Origin of the sequence: Oricola indica (genome assembly GCF_019966595.1) — a bacterium.
Classification (GTDB): domain Bacteria; phylum Pseudomonadota; class Alphaproteobacteria; order Rhizobiales; family Rhizobiaceae; genus Oricola; species Oricola indica.
The window spans coordinates 281,216-300,468 of the sequence record NZ_JAINFJ010000004.1 but is presented as its reverse complement, the minus strand read 5'-3'; the positions used below and the strand labels follow the sequence as shown (position 1 = coordinate 300,468).

Genomic DNA, 19,253 nt, shown 5'->3' with positions numbered 1-19,253 from the left:
CGTCTTGACTCTTTGGCGGTTTGTCGGAATCAATAGGAACATAACAAGAACATAGCCGCGAATGCGTGAATGAACCCGCTGCGGCCGGATTTTGAAACAGGAACACGGGACGAACGCCATGGCGTCAGCACAACGCGCCACGGCGCGGGCGACGCTTTTGTCCCTGCGCCGGCAGATTGCCAGTATCGAGAAGGCTCCGCCGGCCCTTGCCGAAGGCGGCCGGGGCTGGTCCGACGGCCCGGAAGCCGGGCGGGACACGGTCCTCGCCACCGGCGTCGCGGACTTCGACCGGGAACTGAATGGCGGCATCGCGCTGGCCGGATTGACCGAGATCCACGCCCGCGCGGCGCGTGATGCGGGAACGGCCTCCGGCTTCGTCGCCGCGCTGCTGTCGCTGGCGGCCGCGCCGGGCTTTCTGTCGGGGCTTCCCGTCCTGTGGATCGGCGCGCGTGGTGCCTTTGCCGAGGCCGGGCTGCCGCATGGGCGCGGGCTTTGCGCGCTCGGTCTCGCGCCGGAGCGGCTCCTGCTGGTCGAGCCGAAACGGCTTTGCGATGCGTTGTGGGTCGCCGAGGAAGCGGCGCGCACGCGCGGCCTCGCCGCCACGGTGCTCGACATGCGTGGCGCGGCGCCGGGCTTTGGCCTGCGCGAGACGCAGCGCCTGCATCGGCGCGGTCAGGCTTCCGGGCGGCCGGTCCTGCTGCTGCGCCAGTCGGCGGAGGCCGACGCGACCGCCGCTCCGCTCCGCCTCGTCCTCGCGCCGGCTCCTTCCGCGCCGGCGATGGTGCTGGCAGGCACGCCGCATGCCCGCGCCGTGCCGGGCGGCATCGGTCCGCCGGGATTCGCCGTGACGATCGAGAAGAACAAGGCCGGTCCCGCCGGGCGGACCCATCTGCTGCACTGGAACAGCCATGAACGCATATTCTTTACCGAACGGGACGAACGCCGCCGCGACCGCCGTGACGCCGCCGCCGGCGAACGCGGCACGCTCGTCGCATTCCCCGGCGCGGCGCATCTTGGCGCTGACCTTTCCGCATCTTTCGACCGACCGCATCGCGCGGGGCCGTCACGGCAGGACATGGCGGCAGACGGGAGCTGAAGCGCCGCCGCTCGTCACCGCGCACAAGGAGAAGAACGCCATGCGCATCGCCGGCCTCGACGCGGCGGCGGAGGCGCGGGGCCTTCGGCGCGGTCAGGGATTGGCCGATGCGCGCGCCGCCCATCCCGATCTCGATATCGTGCCCGCCGACGCGGAGGCCGACCGCCGCCTGCTGACCGCGCTGGCCGACTGGTGCGACCGCTACACGCCGCTGGTGGCGCTCGACGCACCGGACGGGCTGTTTCTCGACATCACCGGCTGCGCGCATCTGTTCGGCGGCGAGCAGGGGCTTCTGGCCGATCTGCTCGCGCGGCTGTTCGAGCAGGGTTTCACGGCGTGTGCCTCGGTCGCCGCGACGCCGGGGGCCGCCTGGGCGGCGGCACGGTTTGCCGACGGGCCGCTGATCGTCGAACCGGGCGCGGAGGCGCCCGTGCTCGGCCCTTTTCCGCTTGCCGCGCTCAGGCTTGACGGCGAGACGCTGGCCGGTCTCGCCAAGGTCGGTCTGAAGACCGTCCGCCAGCTCCCCGAAGCGCCGCGCGCGCCGCTGGCCCGCCGTTTCGGGCGGCAGTGCCTGCTCCGGCTCGACCAGGCGCTCGGCGCTGTCGAGGAGGCGATCTCGCCGCGCCTTCCGGTGCCGATGCTGTCGGCGGAGCGCCGGCTTGCCGAGCCGGTCGGCCGTATCGAGGATGTCGAGCAATTGCTGCTGGCGCTGGCGATGCGGCTGCAGGGCGGGCTGGAACGTCGCGGCGCGGGCGCTCGGGCGCTGGAATATGCGCTGTTTCGGGTCGACGGCGTCGTCTACCGGCTTTGTGTCGGCGCGTCGCGCCCGGTGCGCGATCCCGAAACCGTCGTCAAGCTGTTCCGCGAACGGCTGGCGAGCGTCGGCGACGAACTGGATGCCGGTTTCGGCTTCGACGTGGTCCGGTTGTCCGTGCTGGCGGACGGCGCGATGGATGACGGGCAGGGCGACTTTTCCGACGGGACGGATGGTGGCGATCCCGATCTCGCCATCCTGCTCGACCGCATCGCCGCGCGGCTCGGCGCCAATGCGCCGGTGGATGCACGGCACCCGGTTTCGCGGCTGCAGGCGGTCGAAAGTCACGAGCCGGAGCGCGCCGAAGAGTTGCGGCCCGCTTCACAAGATAGATCTCCTTTGCCGGCAAATAATATGTCGTTGCCGCCCGCCGTGCCGCGTCCCGCGAGGCTTCTCGCCCGGCCGGAACCGGTGGAGGTGGTGGCCGGCGTGCCTGAAGGTCCGCCACAGCACTTCCGCTGGCGCCGCGCGCATTACCGTGTCACCAGGGCGGAAGGGCCGGAGCGGATCGCTGGAGAGTGGTGGGGCCACGAGGCGCCAGAAGATTTGCATCCCGCGCCCCGCGACTATTACCGCGTCGAGGATGAGGACGGGCGGCGCTACTGGCTGTTTCGCCGCGGGCTTTACGGTGCGGCGGGCGGTGGTGTCGCGCCGGAGTGGTTCCTGCACGGGATGTTCGCATGACGGAGGATGAGCCGGCCTATGCGGAACTCGCCGCCGCATCGAATTTCTCCTTCCTGCGCGGCGCGTCGCATCCCGAGGAACTGGCGGTCACGGCAAAGCAGCTGGGGCTTGCCGGGCTGGGGCTTGCCGACCGCAATACGGTCTCCGGTACGGTGCGCGCGCATATGGCGGCCAAGGAGGCGGGGCTTTCCTACCGGCCCGGCGCGCGGCTGGTCTTTTGCGACGGCACGCCGGACGTGCTCGCCTATCCCGTCAACCGGCGCGGATGGGGAAACTTGTGCCGGCTTCTGACCGCCGGCAATCTGCGCGGCGAGAAGGGCGCGCCGTTGCTCGAGCGCGGCGACCTGCTCGAATGGGGCGAGCGGCTGGCGCTTGCCGTCCTGCCGCGCCCGGAGGCGCTGGACGAGGCCTGTCTCGCCTTTCTGAACGCGTTGCGATCCGGCTTCGGCCGGGCGGTTCGGCTGGCGTTGACCCCCGGCTATGACGGGCGCGACCGGGCGACGCTCGAGGCGAGCCGCGCTTTCGCCGCCGCCTCGCGCGTTTCTCTGATGGCGGTCGGCGACGTCATCTATCACGATCCGCAGCGCCGCGTTCTCGGCGACGTGCTGACCGCGATCCGCGAGCACAGTCCGCTCGGCGAGGCCGGCTATCGTCTTTCGGCAAACGGCGAACGCTATCTGAAGCCGGCAAAGGAAATGGCGCGGCTCTTCCGCTCCGAACCTGCCGCCATCGCCGAAAGCATGGCCTTTTTCGGCGAGCTCGACTTTTCGCTTGAGGAACTGCGCTATCAATATCCGGAGGAGCCCTATGGCGAAAGCGCCTCGCCGCAGGCGGAGCTGGAACGGCTGGCATGGGAGGGCGCGCATAATCGTTACGGCGTGACCATCCCGGAGAAGGTCACGAGCCAGATCCGCCACGAACTGGCGCTGATCGCGGACCTTGATTATGCGCCCTATTTCCTGACCGTGCACGATATCGTGCGCTATGCCCGCGCGCAGAACATCCTGTGCCAGGGGCGCGGTTCCGCGGCCAATTCGACGGTCTGCTACTGCATCGGCATCACCGAGGTCGATCCGGCGCTGACCGATCTCCTGTTCGAGCGCTTCATCTCGCCGGAGCGGCGCGAGCCGCCCGATATCGATGTCGATTTCGAGCATGAGCGCCGCGAGGAGGTGATCCAATACATCTACGAGAAATACGGCCGGGAACGGGCCGGGCTGGCGGCGACCGTCATCACCTACCGGGCGCGGTCGGCGGCGCGGGAGGTTTCCCGGGCCTTCGGCCTCTCGGAGGATGTCGCCGGCGCGATCTCCGGCTCCATCTGGGGCTGGTCGAACGCCGATCTCGGCGACCGTGAGGCGAAGGCGGCCGGTCTCGATGCTGACGATCGCACGACGCGCAACGTCCTGCAGCTGTCCTCGGAGATCATGGGCTTCCCGCGGCATCTCTCGCAGCATGTCGGCGGGTTCGTCATCACGCGCGACCGGCTTGACGAGGTGGTGCCGATCACCAAGTCGGCGATGGACGGGCGCACCATGGTCGAATGGGACAAGGATGATCTCGATTCGCTCGGCATCCTGAAGATCGACATCCTCGCGCTCGGCATGCTGACCTGCATCCGCCGCGCCTTCGACCTGCTGGAGGATCATTACGACCGTCCACTGTCGCTGGCCTCGATCCCGAAGGAGGAGCAGGACGTCTACGACATGATCTGCCGGGCCGATACGCTGGGCGTCTTCCAGATAGAGAGCCGGGCGCAGATGACCATGCTGCCGAGGCTCCGGCCGCGCACTTTCTACGATCTCGTCATCGAGGTGGCGATCGTGCGGCCCGGCCCGATCCAGGGCGACATGGTGCATCCCTATCTCAGGCGCCGCCAGGGTCTCGAGGATGTCAGCTATCCGAGCCGGGAACTGGAAGGCGTGCTCGGCAAGACGCTCGGCGTGCCTCTGTTCCAGGAACAGGCCATGAAGATCGCCATCGTCGCCGCCGGCTTCACGCCCGGCGAGGCCGACCGGCTGCGCCGGGCCATGGCGACGTTCCGGCGGGTCGGCACGATCCATACCTTCCAGAAGAAGATGATCGAGGGCATGGTCGCCAATGGCTACGAGGCCGATTTTGCCGAACGCTGCTTCCGCCAGATCGAGGGGTTCGGCGAATATGGCTTCCCGGAAAGCCATGCCGCCTCATTCGCCCTGCTCGTCTATGCGTCCTGCTGGCTGAAGGCGCATTACCCGGATGTCTTCTGCGCGGCGATCCTCAACGCGCAGCCGATGGGCTTTTATGCGCCGGCGCAGCTGGTGCGCGACGCGCGCGAGCATGGCGTCGAGATCCGTCCCGTCGACATCAATGCCTCGGCCTGGGACAACGCGCTGGAAGACCGGGACGCGGACGAGGCGGAGACCGCCGCGCGCATCGCACCGCGCCACCGCGAAATGAAGACCGTCATCGACGCGATAAAGGCGGTGCGGCTCGGCTTCCGGCAGGTCAAGGGCCTGCGCGAGGAGGACATGGCGCTGCTCGCCGCGCGGCGCGGCGCGGGCTACGACTCGGTCCGCGACCTGTGGCTGCGCTCCGGGCTCGACCGGGCATGCATCGAGCGGCTTGCCGACGCGGACGCCTTCCGCTCCATCGGGCTCGGCCGGCGTGCCGCGCTCTGGGCGGTGCGGGCGCTGGATCCGAAATCCGCCGAGGAGAACCTGCCGCTGTTCGAGCGCGGAAGCGCGGCCGCCGACCCGGACGAGGCCGGCATCGAGATCGCCGGCGAGGCCGAGATGCGGCTTCCGCCGATGCCGCCCGGCGAACAGGTGGTGCATGATTACCGCTATGTGTCGTTGTCGCTGAAGGCGCACCCGGTCTCGTTCCTGCGCGGCCGGCTCGACCGCAAGGGGGTGATGCGCCACGAGGCACTGGACGCTGTCCCGTCCGGGCGTCGGGCCGATGTCGCCGGCCTCGTTCTCGTGCGGCAAAGGCCGGGATCGGCCAAGGGTGTGATCTTCATGACGCTGGAAGACGAGACCGGGGTCGCCAATGTCATCGTCTGGCCGAAGACCTTCGAGCGTTACCGTGCGCTTGTGCTGGGTTCCCGGCTGGTGCGCGTTTCCGGCCGGCTGCAGAACGAAAAGGGTGTGATCCACGTCGTCGCCGACCGGATCGAGGATCTGACCCCGATGCTTGCCGAACTGGAACGCGATGACCTTTGCGACATGGAGCTCGGCGATGCGGGCCTAGCGAATGCCGACGAGGTTCGCCGGCCGGTCATCGAAATCCGCGAAAAGCTGAGACCGCGCTCACGGCTCGCGCAACTGCTCAAGGATGCGCCGCAACTGCGAGGCGATTACGAGACGCTGAAGCATGACGAGTCCACCGCTAGGGCCATGCCTCGGGGGCGCAATTTTCATTGAGGGCCGAGAACGGCGGTCTGTCGCGGGCGACAAGGTCTTGGGCCTTGCCAAAGAAATAAGTCTGCTCAGAGCGATTGCAGAACCCGGCTCGACGTCGCGCAGCACGACACCTGTCGCCCCGTCCGCGCATTTCACAATGTCCGAAAAAGCAAAAGCCTCGGAAACCGGCGCTGCTCCCTGGCTCTTCGCCAGTTACCTCACGGATTGCCGCCCGTAGCGCCTGAGAAAGCCGCTGGATGGCTTTGTAGTCATCGCTGAGAGGCGAGAGGGCGATTAGGTAGGGTGCAAGCCTGTGATGCGCGTCCGTGGCTTCCCGGACGAATTGCAGGCGGTCGGCTTCGGTGAGGGATTTGCGGCGGGCGGCGCGATCGGACATCGGTAATCCTTCCCTTGGTAAGTGTCGCCGTAATTATCGCGGGCTTTCAACCATGCTCGCTGTACGGACAAGATGCCATCGGCAAGAGCGATCTCCGCATTGTCACGGAGGCTCGGACGCCCGGTCGGGCCTGCTGGCCCTGCGGGTTCGAAGCGTCTGCGCCGAATGCCTGCCCAAGTTGACAAGACAGATGCGCCTGTTGTCAGATATGACCTTGCGTCAAGAAAGCACGAATTTGCCGATTGCGCTGCGACAGGTCGGGTCTTCGTCTTGAGATGCCGTAATTGACGCTGGCGCACAGTTTCGGGGGGAGCGATGTCCGGCACGACATTCAGCGGTGCGCATTTCGTCCGGCGGGCGGTTCAATGGCGATGATCTCACGCTGGTCTCAGGCGGTGACGCCATGACGAGTGCTTCTTCGTCACGGAAAACGCGCTTCGTTTCCGCCATGGTCGGGCTTGCGCTGTGGACGTTGCCGGCCGTGCCGGCGGCGGCCCAGACGATCGAGGATCTGCCGCGCATCGGCCCCGAGATACGGGCGAGCCGGCTGGCCTACGAGACGGCGAAAAAGGAAGAACGCAACTTTGTCGCGCGCATTGAGGCGGTGGAGACGCGCGCGGAGGCGGCGCGACGCTCCTATCTCTCCTCCCTGGTGGAATACAATCGCCGCACCGAAGAACTCGGACAGGCTGTGATCGATGCGCAGAAGGCCGTCGAAACCACCAGCGCGCGCGAGGTCGAGGCTGACAGGCTCTATCAGCAACTCAGGCCGGCGCGCGGCGAACGTGTCTCCGAACGCGCCAGCGAGGCCCTGAAGACAAGGGACGCGGCGCGCGCGGCGAGGCGTCAGGCAGAGGCGAGGCTGGAGGCGGCGCGTGCCGCATTGTTCAAGGTCGAGCCACTCGAAGCCGGCACATTCTACCTGAAATGGCGGGCGGCCGACCTCGCGGCGCAAAGAATGTCGAGAACGCTGGGATATTTCGAGGATCAGGTCGCCAAGGCCTTCGAAGCCTATACCACGCTGGTTCTTCGCCATCCGCCTCCGCACCTCGCCGCAGTCACCATGGATGCGGGCGGTGACGTCTTCTATACGGGCGTCTGGTCGCCGGACCCCGACGCCGATGCCGAGGGCGGCGCGGACGATCCGGAATACGAGGCGCTGCTGGATGGCGCGATCGCGCGCATCGAGTCGGAGATCGCCGAGGCCGAGAAGATCCTCGAGACCCTCAGCCGGGCGCGCGGCGATCTCATCGGTTATCAGCAATCCTCCAATTTCAGGCTGGTGTTTCTCGCGAAATATGTGGCGCTGACGGAGCGAAACGAGGTTATCGCGCCGGCCTTGCTGGAACTCGCGGCGGCCGTGACGGGTGCGATCAATGCGGGAACGGTCGTTGAAGGCCTGGATGGGGTTTTGGAACTCGCAAAGAAGAACTCCAAAATCACCGCATTGTCGCAGACCAGTCTCGGCGGAGCGAACGATGCGTTCGGCAAGCAGTGGGCTGCCATTCTTCTGGATCACTGGAGCTTCGATTTCATCGGCTGGACGTCGGATTTTGTCGGCATCACCGGGGATCTTCCGATCGCCACCGGCAACGCGAAAGACGTCATCATCGGCGATACGATCGAAACGCTTCTCGCGGCAGGAGCGGACGCCATCACGACCCAGTCGTCCCTGCAGACGTTGAAGTCCTTGCCGGGGCTCAGGAATTTCGTCTCAAAGCTCGGCTCCGAGGCCAAGAACTTCGCGCTCGTCACGGGAATGAAGGCGGTCATCGCTTCCATCACCGAAGCGACCAGCGAAGGGGTCATGAGGGATTTTAATCAGGAACTGGTCACCGCGGTCTGGTTCGCCGGCCAATACGACCTGGCGCTCCGCGCGGGTCGCGGCGTCGAGGAGATGCGGGCGCGGCTGAAGGCGCGGCTTGCCTATCTTCGATACATGAAAGAAGCGGGCGAGCAGCCGCTGGCGCTGTCGGTCGCACGCAATGGCGCGCCGAGCTTCCTGGGGGATCTGACGATCGCAATGCGCTTCTCGCAGCCGCTGGACCGGGCGCCGCAGGTCCTGCTCGATGAAACGCCCATGACCGTGACGGGCGGGGCGGGGAATGCGACCGGCTGGCGGGCGACGCTGGGCGGTGGACGGGGCGTCGGAATCGACACGAACGGCGATGGCTACCTGCAGCTCTCGGTGTCGCCGGGGCCGGGCGCGACGCCGTGGCCCAGCCTCGACAGCAATCCCGCGACGCCGGTGAAGCTCGATCTGGGGCAACTCCTCTGGCTGTCCCGGGAGGACGGCCCCGACCTCAATCACCGTTTCCGGCTGGGTATCGAGGGGTTGTGGAAAGATCAGTGGGGCACGGTCGTCGAGATCAGGGCCAGGGGGGAAACCGACCTGGTCAACACGGACAGCGCGCAGGGAACGCTCTACGAGGCGGCGATGATCGAAGCCGGGCGCCATTGGGCCGATCATGGCTATACGCCCGGCAACCTTCTCTTCTCGTTTCGGGCGAATCCCTCCACCTTGCTGATCTCGGACGGCTCTTTCCGCTACCGCTATCCGCAGGCCACTGGGGCGACCTGCGCGCCGGGCAGCCGCGACCTGCGAGCCAGAATGCAGTACCTCGCGTCGAACGACACGATCTCCGCATCCTTCAACGTGCCGTGGATCAGCGATCGGGAGACCTGCGCGATTTCCGACAATCTGCTGCGGTATTTCGAGTATTCCCGCCTCGATCCTAGCGTAGAGGCCGAATTGCGCAGCAAGTTCGCGCCGGACGGCGGCTAGCATGGAACATGGGCTGCCCATTCTCCGGACTGACGGTATCGTCGGGCTTCGGGACAGCGGCGGCCTCCACGACAATCGCAGGGAAGGAAGCCGGTCATGAGTGATGCGAGAAAAGTCAGTCTGATCGCACTGGCGCTGGCGGGATACCTGTCCGCGTCCGTCGGCGCGAAGGCCGAGGACTGTCCGGTTTGCGAAGCGTTGACCGCGTTCGGAAAGGACGCGCCGACCGAGGAACTCGAGACGGTGTTGAAATCGGTCGATAAGGCCCCGTTCGCGCCTCCCGAGGCCAATCCGGCCGCCGCGTGCTCCAACGCCTCGCTGCTGGCCGATCCGGGCGACCTTCGCGCGATGAGCGACCGGGCGTTCTTGCGCGCCGAACGTCTGGCCGTTTCCATCGAAACCTGCGGCGGAACGTGTGCGCCGGTGCTCAACGAAGCGGAACGGTGCGGGGCGCAGATGGGTCTCGATGCGCGGGCCGCCGCTTTCGAGCGCGCGGCGTCGGCGCTCGGACAGGCGAGCGTTCTGGCGGAGGAGGCGGTGGCGCGGGCGGTCCCGTTCGAAGCCGCGCTAGCCGAACGATACAGCCTCTACGCGGGAGGCGTCTTGCGGCTGCTGGAGCGAGCCATGGCGTCCGTTTCCGGAGGATCGGGAGCATCGGTCGCGGATCCGGAATGGAAGGCGTCGGCCGAGGACCTGTCCGATCTGGCGGCGCTTGTCGAAACACTCGACGGTCTGGAGGTACTGGAAGGCGCGGAGCCTCTGGGTGACTCCATGATCGATATCGCGGAGAGGCTGCCGATTCTCGGCGGCGACATCGAAGCGGCTCTCTCCACACCTGCCGAGCTTCAGCCATCGCAGCAGGGCATGTTGCGCGTTCGCTTGCTCGAAACCGCCCGCGATGTCCTCACGCTGGAGGAGCGCCTGACGAAAATGGCCGAAGCCGCGCGGATGGCGTCCGCGGACGTCTCGACGGACGCCAATGCGCCGTCGTCCGAAGATGGCGCGACCGTATTGCGCGACTCCGCGAAGTGCATGGACGATCTGGCGCTCGATCTGGGCGTCGCCGCCACCGCGGAGGAACTTGCCATCGAGCTTCTGGAGTCTTGCGGCGCGAGGCCGACATGCAATCAGTCCATACCGCCAAGGCTGTCATTGCCGGCACTGGCGGATGCGGAAGGCAAGGCCGACAAGGAGATCGCTTCGCTGGCTCAGGCCCTCTGCGCGCGATAGCCGCCGGTCAATCTTCCGCGTTCCCGGTGGTCGTCTCGTAATTGGGCTGCAGCACCGACCGGATCGCGGCGGAATTGGTCTCGACCGAACTGCGTATGAAATCCTCCAGATCCCGGTCCGACCGCGCCCCGGCGTCGGTCGCCGCGCGATACTCCAGAACCGCTTGCATGATTTGCCCGGCTTCTTCGGGAAAAGGCGGCTGCGGCATGCGCAACCGATATGTCCAGCCTTCGTCGCCGGACCATCCGCGACCGTCGGGCGCGAACTGCAGTTCGCCGAGCGGCGGCGCGGCCGCGAGGCGGTCGTCGACCGCCAGCACGACATGGACCGCATCGGCGTCGTTCGCGTCCGCCAGGTTTCGCGCGGCCTGGCGCAACAGGACCTCGTGCAGGGAGTTCAGATGCGGCCCGATGGGCGCTGCGGGCGCGATCGTGACCTGAATCCGCGTGCGGCCCTCCATCGACAGGTCCTCGCGGTCGATCTCGGTGAAAAGGTTCTTGTCTTCGGCGGGCGTCGGCTGGAAGGCCTCCGGGAACAGCAATTGACCGCCGAAGAAGACGCCGAGCACGACGGCCAGGCTGACGACGACATAGAGCAATGCCCGCTTTGCGAGCCCCCCGACCCAGCCCATCCGTCAGCCCGCGGTCAGGATGGTGACGCCGTCGGCGAGCCGCACCTGGCCCGCCGTGGCGTCCGGATCGGGCTCCAGTTGAAACCGGAAGATGACCGTCGACGCCATCCCGTCTCCGTCCTCCACGCCTGCCAGATCGAGAAACAGGTCGCACCGGAAACCGTCATCCTTCGCTGCGCACTCATGATGCACAGTGACAAGTTGTGGCTCCGCGGCACTCGGCGCATCCGGGTCGTTGATCGTGAGAACCGCGGCCAGCGCGCCCGGCAGATCGGCGCGAAAGCCTGCTTCGGACAGGTATGTCCGGAAACCGGGATCGGCTATCACCACCGGCCGGGAATCCCCCGCGCGAAACAGGGCGGCGAGGACCTGGCCTGAGGTGAGCTCCTGGGCCCGGGCGGAACCGGCGCAAAGGCTCAGCGCGACGGCTGCGATCAGGCTGCGCTTCAAAAACATACTCATGATTGCCCTCCGCTGGTCGGGATCGATGTCGTAGGGGAAGATGCTAGCAGCTTCAAAGGTCGATAGCCAAGCGCTATCGGACCAGTGTGGCGCAGGGCAGAGCTCGACCGCAGGGTCTTCGACATCGGCGCGGGCTGAGCGCCGCCGCCCCTCGGTTCACGACATTCAGGGGATTGCCGTCGAGATAGCCGGAGATGTTGTACCTGAGCTGGTCGGCGAGGGTCTGCGTGGCGCGTCGGCTCGCCCGATGAACGGTTCGAGATATACTCTAGGACCTGTACTCATACACGACGATCAGTTGATCGCTGTTTTCGGCGCCCATCCGGACATTGCCGAAAGCGCTGCCATGTCCGAAACGTGCCAAAAGCGGCCATGTGCATCCTGTGGCGAAACCAGAGAGCAGCTGAAATCGTATTGGTATTCGCGAGTAAACGGACAGTGCGCCAACCCTCAGTCCGAAGAGGGGGTGTGACTTCTATCCAGATCGTTAAATCCAGACAGCCCGTATCCCGGATAGACCGGAGACACAAACCGGCACGCAAAACCTCGCGGAAGATATAAACGGAACTGGTCTTCTGTATCGAACTCGATGACATCCGGCTTCGGGGGGATCAACTGCCGTAGGGAAAGCGCTTCTCCCGGTGTCGCGACAACGCGGAAAAGCATGAAGTCATCGACAATCGGCCGAACCCAATATTCGACGGTTTGACCCGTTGGAACCATGGCTCCGTCTAATGGCGCCCTCGGGTTCAGCGGACCCCTGACCTGTCGCCAGCCAGCCCCTTCAAGATCCCTCGCTGTTTTGGGGATCGAAAGTCCGTAGGGCCAATCCAGACAAGTGACGAGTTGGTCGCCGTTCAGGAGATGTTGGACGAGCACCAGACCTTTCTCCGTCTCGCCATCAGTCCACAACGTCACTTCATCCACGCTGTCGGCCGGCGGTTCAAATATCAGCGGCAAATCGGCCAAACGTTCGACTTCGTGTGGCGTTTGAGTTTCGTTCCGTGCCCAGCTCAAGTGCATCGCCTGGAACGAAAGATCGGGATCCGATGTGCACACGACGACTGTGTCCTGTCCCGAATGGACGCCGACAACCTCGAACGGAAGCTTGTGTAGCGGATGATCGGGCTCCAGTTCAGTAAGGAACTGCGCCTTTAGCTGCCGAGCCCTGTTCGGGTCGGGTGACTCCCAGCCAACGGGCAGATCCAAATGCATCATGTTTCCCCCGGATCCGCTGTAATCGCCGTGTCCAGCGCAGCGGATATTTCGGAGAACCAAAGGATTTCGTTCCAGAAAAGGCTGATGCCGCCGGCCTCGCCCGGAGACAATGTTCGCGGAAAGATTCGGTAGACTTCCGCCGCGCGCCGCGCCAGTTCCAATGAGAACAAACCTCCGCTGAGCGCACTCAACTGATCACCGAGCAATCCACCCGCCATGCCAATACCAACGCTTTTCAAATAGGCTTCCGCCAGTCCATCTGCATTGGCAAGTTCACAAAGCTCCAACGCCCTGGCCCTCCATGCAGCCGGATCTCCGCCGCCTGGAGTCGGCAGGTTCGAAATCTGGTCCGCGACATAACCCATCATCACCGAGGAATAGCACCAGAGCCGCAAATTCTGGTCCAGCAAACCGACAACCCCGCCATTCAATACGCCGCTCACACCGGCTACCGAACCAGCGGCGCCCGATGTGATGCTCACCATTTCCAGTCGCGAACGGATGGCAGCGAATTCCCCTGCAATCATGACGTCGCTGGCCCCCTTGGCGACAGGACGGAACAACCGCGCTTCCAGCCCGCCGGCTTCGCGAAGCACCCAAGCCGCACCGGCAGCCGGCGACGCGATTGCCTCGCCGCCATCCATGTCGAGAACGCCGGACCAGCCGGGCAAGGTATCGCTGGAGCGCAGGACGGTCCTGTCGTCGGCGCGGCGAATCCTGTCATTAACGCTGGCCCCGCCCGTCAAGGCCGCCTCGGCGGCTGCAACGGCAAGGCCAGCTCTCGGCCCTGCTCCGTCCAGCAGTCCACCATCCATGACCAGATCGAGGCTGCGCCGCACCGCCAGGGCATTCTCCTGCGGAAACGGCGTATAGTGCTCCAGCATCACGATCGGCGATGTAGTCGCCGGCGCGACCCCCGTCACGACAGCCCGATAGCCAACCAGCGACGATACTTTCTGGAGCGCGGCGAAACCTATGGTCTCGACACGCGTTGCCGCTGCTTCCTCGCCAGCTTTACGCGCCCTCGCAAGAGCGAGCCATTCCTCAAGCGCGGCGGTCGCCAGCACACGATCGGGGGACGGGCCCGGACTGATCGTCAGTCGGTAGCCGGTTTCCAGGTTCCAGGGATCCGCATCGGCGCCCAGTGCAAACAATGGCCGCAGCTTTGTCCCGCCGTCCGGCAGAGTGATTTCCAAAGCGAGAGACGCCAAAAGGCCCGGATCGTCGCGCTTTCCCGTATCTGGTGCGGGCGTGACATATTCGATCGTGGCAGGCCGGGAGTTCTTCGCGACCGGTTTGAATTCAACCCTGCGCCTTTGTCCTTCACGCACCTCTTCCGGGGCTTGCCAGGCGAAAGTGACTTGCGAACCCCGCGCCCGCAAAATCATGTTCGCGGTTTCGGCTACGGTAGACTCCGACGTTTTCCACTCTATGACATCTCCGACGGGGGCAAAGGCGTCGCCGGGCGCGTCGATTGAAACGCTGAACAATCGTGAAAGGTTGCTGGAAAGTAGGGAACCGAGTTCGGAACGTTCAGACGCTTTAAATGCACCATCTCCGATCAGGATGATATCTGCCGCCTGCATCTTCAACTCGGAATCGTTCAACAAGGTCTCGAGCATATCCGGAAGATTGGACCCATCACCCATGACCAGCGCGGCGTCGACGGCCTCACCCAACGTCTGCTGGTCATGCGCGCTTATGATGCCCGGGCGGCGAGTCACGAGCGGAATCTCACCGTTCAGACCGGCGATGGCGAGTTTCGTGCCGACAGGCAAATGCGAGACGATGGCCCGGCCAAGATCTCGCGCGCGCAACACCCGGGAGCCTTGCGCCATCGACGCGGAGGCATCGATCAGAAGCAAAACGGTCTGCCCTCCTTGTGGGAGCGAGGAGATGCGCGCGTGCCGCGCGATGCCATCGTCGAAGACATCGACCCAAGGGGCCTGCCAGTACTCGCCCTCGGGCAAACCTCCAGTAAGGGTGGCACGCAATTCCGGAAAGCCGGAAGTATCGATGGACACGGCACGAAGGTCGTCGATGTCAGGAGCGGGCGTTGATCCTCCGTTCGGCTCTGGCAGCAACGGAGGCCGTCCCGGCTCTGTCGCGGGAACCGCCGCGCCCAAGGGGGAAAAAGGTGTGCCGCCGACGAATTTATCGCCTATGACCAGCACGGGCGCCCAGAGGGGCACGGATTCCGGTGACGGCGGTTTCCCGAACGCCTCGACCGGACCGACAACCGGCTGGAAAGATAGGCTCGTCGTGCTGGCGACCGGACCTTTATAGTCCAACAAAACGTGACGGGCGCCATCACGGCCGATGCCGATCACCTTCAAAGCCAACGAGTTGGGTGCGGCCTCTAGGTTCTCGCCTGCTGCCGGGACCGGGTCGGGTCCGATCGCAAGCGCAAACGCCGCGCCCTGCGCGTCCTCGCCTTCGACCCACAGATGCGGCACCGGTGACACGCTGGACGGTTCAGGCACAGTCCTGGGTCCAAGTAGTTCCGTGATAAGCGCCTCCGATGCGTCAATCTCATCGCGGATAGCCAGAAGCCTGTCGCGGTGGCGTTCCATCGCTCGGGTTTCCGCCTCGTCGGTATTCACATGCAACCGTGCAGCGAGCTTGACCAGTGCCCCGGGAGTCTCCGGTTCCGTCATCTGCGCTCTTTGCGCAGATCGTCCGTCCGCCATGATGTGCGCCGTGCCGCCCTGGGCCTCGATCAGCGCTACCAGCAACCGGGCACGGTCCATCCTGTTGCCGACCCGTTGCTGCAGGACGTCTTCCGGGGTGAAGATCGCGCCCTTATAGCCAGTCTCGGACACGCGCTCCCTTACAAAGGCCGCGGCGTTCTCCGGTGTCTTCAACTCGGCGGCTGCCTCTTCGACGGTGCTTCCCGGGAAACGAAGCGCAATGACAGCTTCTTCCAGCGCCGCGATCACGCTGGCCTCATCCTTCGACGGGCGCTGTGTCAGCAAAAAGGCCCCGACCGCCGTGGCAGCCAAAAAGAGCACGAGAGCCGCCGCCCGCAGAACGATCACTCGGTTCACGGAACGCGCTCCGGCAACTCGAAGTTGATCCAGTTGTGGCTGAGCGGAGAACCTCGCTTTCGAATACTGAAGCTGCAGTCCTCTGCGACATCCATCATCGGCCAATGCAGTCTGAGGAGAGGCGTTGAAGCCTTGTCCTCATAGGCTTGGTAGCTAAGCGATATGAAATCAACCGGCAAACGGTAACGGATGGCCGCCGGGCATCGCTTTCGGTCCGCCAGCGAGAAGTATCCAATGCCATCGAGCCACATATCGTCGGCACTTAGCCGACCCTCGAGCAGAAGATCGCCGACCCCGATCCCGAAGCTCCTGCGGGGTTCCTTGTCGGGCGGAACGTAGAGCAAGCGGGCTGAAAAGGCGCCCGTTTCTCGATCATGGGAGACGAGCAGTTGCTGCCGCTCCTGACCGTATTGTTGCTCCTCTCCTTCGATGTTGAAGAATCTCCCGATTTGCGTTCCTAGGTTCGCTGCCTGGATTTCCCAAGCGCCGTTCAGATTGCTGAAACGCAGGCCGCAGGCATCGCTTGCTCGATATCTGACGACCTCCGGCCCATCCCCCTCAACGCGCTCTTCCTCGTAATTGTAAGGGGCATCCCGAAATCGATCGTGGGGTACAATGGTAGCTCCGCTGCCCGTTTGGAACCATGCGCCGCACTTGCCGGTGCCCGCTGAATCGAGCTGATTGGGGAATAGCGGGCCGGCCTCGCCGGTCCTGTCTATCCAGTCCGGCTCCATTTGATCCTGCGCCTGAAGCGGCCCAGAAGCCAGGATCAGACAAACGGAAATCAATAGGGTCAGGCGCATTTAAAAACAGAAATCGTATGCGAGAATAAGCGAAGTTCACGAGTAGGGATTAATGTTGCAAACTGGAGGTCGTGCTGTCAACGAAACGAACTAGTCGCAGTAGTTGCGGCCTGTCTGTTGACGAGCATTCGGGACCTAGAATGCCGTTTCATCAACGGATAGCGGATTTCTTTCGTATGATTTCTAGAAAACGTCCGCTTCGGGTCAGAAGCAGTCGGTTCGTTTCGCGGATCGGGTGACCGAATCTGGAGGCAAAGCAGACATTGAACTTGGGCCAGCCGGCATGATTCAAGCTCCGAAAAGGAGACTTGAACGTGCGACACGCCCTCACTGACGCCGAATGGCGGCTGATTGCCCCGATCCTTCCCTGCAAGCCGCGAGGCATCCCGCGCGTCGATGACCGGCGCGTCTTGAATGGCATCTTCTGGGTCTTGAGGTCTGGCGCGCCTTGGCGTGATCTGCCAGAGCGCTATGGACCTTGTGCCACCTGTTACAACCGCTTCGTGCGTTGGCGTTGTGCAGGCGTCTGGGATCGTATCCTGACTGCCATCTCGCATCGGGACGATGCTGAGGTGCAGATGATCGACAGCACAATAGTGCGCGCCCATCAGCACGAGACTTGTGTCCGGAGCGGCGGCAGAGAAGACCTTGGACGTTCCCGCGGTGGGCTGACGACAAAAATCCACGCCGTCGTCGACGCGAACGGCCTCCCGCTCCACGTTGCAATCACCGGCGGTCAGCAGCACGACAGCTTGGTCGCTCGCACTCTGCTTGAAGGCTTGCCGAGCAGCGGAATGGTGCTCGCGGACAAAGCTTACGACGCGACCGACATACGAATGTTCGTGAGTTCACGTGGAGGCTGGGCAACCATCCCACCCCGTCGGAACCGGCGTGATCCGATCTGCTTCAGCCCGTATTTGTACCGCCACCGAAATCAGGTCGAACGGTTCTTCAATCGGATCAAGCACTATCGGCGCGTTGCGACGCGCTGTGAAAAACGCGCCGCTAACTTCCTCGCCTTCCTCAAGCTCGCCGCCATTCGGCTATGGCTGCGCGTTTATGAGTCCGCGGCCTAGACGCCGGCGCACTTTAACAAGCAATCGGGTCGCTACTCCAGGACCAGCCCGACGTCGACGATATGAAGCAGTTCATGCGGTGGCTCGGGAGAGCGTAAGCACTTGCGGCAAAGGTTTCAGAGACTTGGGCAGGGGCAATTGCGGCCGCTACTTCTGTACAATTGCAGCTTGATCCATGGTCAGTTCGTGATCGGGCTAATGCGGTCTTGTACCGCGCGCTCGCATATGTCGAGTTGGACGCTCCGATCCAGCAGCAGGGCACGTTTATTAAGGCCGGAAACGATCTGGATGCGCTCGCTGGCGCGGCAAAGATTCTGAAGACAGCCTTGGGGTCAGTTTGGATCATAGATCCTTATATGGATGAAACTGTACTTACCGACTACGCAGTGTTGGCTAACGAAGGGATTTTCGTTCAACTTCTTTCTGATGCGGCAACCGTAAAAGCGTCATTTGAGCCGGCAGTTCGTCGTTTTCAGCAGCAGTTCGGAGGTGATCGACCGCTCGAGGCGCGGCTAACATCGAAAGGAAAATTACACGACAGATTGGTGTTCATTGACGAACACGACGTGTTCACGGTGACGCAATCTCTCAGGGACCTGGCAAAACGCTCGCACGCATCGATAATAAGGATCGATCCCGAACTTGGGCGTCTAAAGATATCTGCGTACGAGCAGTTTTGGAATGACGCCATACCGGTCGGTTAAACATCGAGCATTTTCAGCCGAATCCGCAAAACGGTAATCCGCGTGTAACCGCGACCCTTCGAGCCGCTTCCGCGCATTCCACTTTCACAATATCCGAAAAAGCAAAAGCCCCGGAAACCGGGGCCTCGACCTTGAAGAAAACTGGAGCGGGCGATGAGATTCGAACTCACGACCCCAACCTTGGCAAGGTTGTGCTCTACCCCTGAGCTACGCCCGCTCGGCGCGCCTTGAAATCGGCTGCCGCGCTCTATGCCGCAAGCGCAGATCGAATGCAACACCAAAATACGGGGCCGTCGCGCAGTTTTTCGGCGAAAGGCCGTCCGGCTTGCCAAGTGGCGGGGCCAGACCCTATTGAGACGCCAAACCGGACAAGGTCTGACAGATGAGCGACACGGCGCACAAGACGAGGGACGATCTCTTTTCATTTCTCGACAGTCTCGGCATCGAGGTGACCACGAAGTACCATCCGCCGGTCTTCACGGTGGAGGAATCCAAGGCGCTTCGCGACGAGATTGCCGGCGGTCATACCAAGAACCTGTTTCTGAAGGACAAGAAGGGTCGGTATTTCCTGCTCACCGTGGACGAGGATGCGACGATCGATCTCAAGACGGTTCACACGTTCATCGGGGCCAGCGGCCGGGTGTCCTTCGGAAAGCCGGAGCAGATGATGGAGTTTCTCGGCGTCATCCCGGGCGCGGTCACGGCGTTCGGCGTCCTCAACGATACGCAAAACGCCGTGACGCTGATTTTCGACGAAGCGCTGGCCGCCCATGACGTGATCAACGCCCATCCGCTGACGAACGACGCGACGACCTCGATCGCGATGTCCGACATGAAGCGTTTCGTCGAGGCAACCGGTCACAGCTGGAATGTCTTGAAACTGGCCGGTGAAAACGCGACATAAGCGGACAAGTTTTGGCACC

13 protein-coding genes and 1 tRNA gene are annotated in these 19,253 nt (G+C 64.0%); 8 read left to right on the top strand and 6 right to left on the bottom strand.

Going from position 1 to position 19,253, the window contains the following annotated elements; all coding sequences use genetic code 11:
* Positions 1 to 118 precede the first annotated feature (118 nt).
* From LC343_RS13075 to LC343_RS13055, 5 genes are all read left to right on the top strand, one after another.
* Entirely contained in the window at positions 119 to 1,096 is a 978-nt protein-coding gene (locus tag LC343_RS13075) for an ImuA family protein (protein WP_223477581.1), read from the top strand.
* On the top strand, positions 1,014 to 2,594 hold the full coding sequence (locus LC343_RS13070; RefSeq protein WP_223477580.1) for a Y-family DNA polymerase: 1,581 nt from the start codon (positions 1,014 to 1,016) through the stop codon (positions 2,592 to 2,594). The genes LC343_RS13075 and LC343_RS13070 overlap by 83 nt, the downstream gene beginning before the upstream one ends.
* Positions 2,591 to 5,998, top strand: a complete 3,408-nt coding sequence (locus tag LC343_RS13065; RefSeq protein ID WP_223477579.1) for an error-prone DNA polymerase — start codon at positions 2,591 to 2,593, stop codon at positions 5,996 to 5,998. The genes LC343_RS13070 and LC343_RS13065 overlap by 4 nt, the downstream gene beginning before the upstream one ends.
* 779 nt (positions 5,999 to 6,777) lie before the next feature.
* On the top strand, positions 6,778 to 9,159 hold the full coding sequence (locus LC343_RS13060; protein WP_223477578.1) for a hypothetical protein: 2,382 nt from the start codon (positions 6,778 to 6,780) through the stop codon (positions 9,157 to 9,159).
* Positions 9,160 to 9,255: 96 nt separating this feature from the next.
* Positions 9,256 to 10,389: a hypothetical protein gene (locus LC343_RS13055; protein WP_223477577.1), complete on the top strand. Its 1,134-nt coding sequence runs from the start codon at positions 9,256 to 9,258 to the stop codon at positions 10,387 to 10,389.
* A gap of 7 nt (positions 10,390 to 10,396) precedes the next feature.
* On the opposite strand, the gene LC343_RS13050 is transcribed toward LC343_RS13055, so the two are convergent.
* From LC343_RS13050 to LC343_RS13030, 5 genes are all read right to left on the bottom strand, one after another.
* Positions 10,397 to 11,020, bottom strand: coding sequence for a DUF4875 domain-containing protein (locus LC343_RS13050; RefSeq protein WP_223477576.1), 624 nt, complete (start codon positions 11,018 to 11,020; stop codon positions 10,397 to 10,399).
* A gap of 3 nt (positions 11,021 to 11,023) precedes the next feature.
* Positions 11,024 to 11,482, bottom strand: coding sequence for a hypothetical protein (locus LC343_RS13045; protein ID WP_223477575.1), 459 nt, complete (start codon positions 11,480 to 11,482; stop codon positions 11,024 to 11,026).
* Positions 11,483 to 11,932: 450 nt separating this feature from the next.
* A complete protein-coding gene (locus LC343_RS13040) occupies positions 11,933 to 12,697 on the bottom strand; it encodes a hypothetical protein (RefSeq protein ID WP_223477574.1) in 765 nt (254 codons plus the stop codon).
* Positions 12,697 to 15,852, bottom strand: a complete 3,156-nt coding sequence (locus LC343_RS13035; protein ID WP_223477573.1) for a vWA domain-containing protein — start codon at positions 15,850 to 15,852, stop codon at positions 12,697 to 12,699. Before LC343_RS13035 ends, LC343_RS13040 begins: the two co-directional genes overlap by 1 nt.
* Entirely contained in the window at positions 15,744 to 16,550 is an 807-nt protein-coding gene (locus tag LC343_RS13030; protein WP_223477572.1) for a hypothetical protein, read from the bottom strand. The genes LC343_RS13035 and LC343_RS13030 overlap by 109 nt, the downstream gene beginning before the upstream one ends.
* A 314-nt stretch (positions 16,551 to 16,864) precedes the next feature.
* On the opposite strand from LC343_RS13030, the gene LC343_RS13025 reads away from it, so the two are divergent.
* Both LC343_RS13025 and LC343_RS13020 read left to right on the top strand, forming a co-directional pair.
* Positions 16,865 to 17,626, top strand: coding sequence for an IS5 family transposase (locus tag LC343_RS13025; RefSeq protein ID WP_223477571.1), 762 nt, complete (start codon positions 16,865 to 16,867; stop codon positions 17,624 to 17,626).
* 206 nt (positions 17,627 to 17,832) lie between these two features.
* Positions 17,833 to 18,330 carry a phosphatidylserine/phosphatidylglycerophosphate/cardiolipin synthase family protein gene (locus LC343_RS13020; protein ID WP_223477570.1) on the top strand — a complete coding sequence of 166 codons (498 nt, stop codon included), beginning with the start codon at positions 17,833 to 17,835 and terminating at the stop codon, positions 18,328 to 18,330.
* A 142-nt stretch (positions 18,331 to 18,472) separates the two neighbouring features.
* On the opposite strand, the gene LC343_RS13015 is transcribed toward LC343_RS13020, so the two are convergent.
* Positions 18,473 to 18,547, bottom strand: a tRNA-Gly gene (locus LC343_RS13015).
* A 165-nt stretch (positions 18,548 to 18,712) separates the two neighbouring features.
* Here LC343_RS13015 and LC343_RS13010 point away from each other — a divergent pair.
* On the top strand, positions 18,713 to 19,234 hold the full coding sequence (locus LC343_RS13010) for a prolyl-tRNA synthetase associated domain-containing protein (protein ID WP_223477569.1): 522 nt from the start codon (positions 18,713 to 18,715) through the stop codon (positions 19,232 to 19,234).
* Positions 19,235 to 19,253: the final 19 nt, after the last annotated feature.

Coding starts and splice junctions, on each gene's coding strand:
- LC343_RS13075 (WP_223477581.1), top strand. CDS start 119: ATGGCGTCAGCACAACGCGCCACGGCGCGGGCGACGCTTTTGTCCCTG.
- LC343_RS13065 (WP_223477579.1), top strand. CDS start 2,591: ATGACGGAGGATGAGCCGGCCTATGCGGAACTCGCCGCCGCATCGAAT.
- LC343_RS13060 (WP_223477578.1), top strand. CDS start 6,778: ATGACGAGTGCTTCTTCGTCACGGAAAACGCGCTTCGTTTCCGCCATG.
- LC343_RS13055 (WP_223477577.1), top strand. CDS start 9,256: ATGAGTGATGCGAGAAAAGTCAGTCTGATCGCACTGGCGCTGGCGGGA.
- LC343_RS13050 (WP_223477576.1), bottom strand. CDS start 11,020: ATGGGCTGGGTCGGGGGGCTCGCAAAGCGGGCATTGCTCTATGTCGTC.
- LC343_RS13045 (WP_223477575.1), bottom strand. CDS start 11,482: ATGAGTATGTTTTTGAAGCGCAGCCTGATCGCAGCCGTCGCGCTGAGC.
- LC343_RS13040 (WP_223477574.1), bottom strand. CDS start 12,697: ATGCATTTGGATCTGCCCGTTGGCTGGGAGTCACCCGACCCGAACAGG.
- LC343_RS13030 (WP_223477572.1), bottom strand. CDS start 16,550: ATGCGCCTGACCCTATTGATTTCCGTTTGTCTGATCCTGGCTTCTGGG.
- LC343_RS13010 (WP_223477569.1), top strand. CDS start 18,713: ATGAGCGACACGGCGCACAAGACGAGGGACGATCTCTTTTCATTTCTC.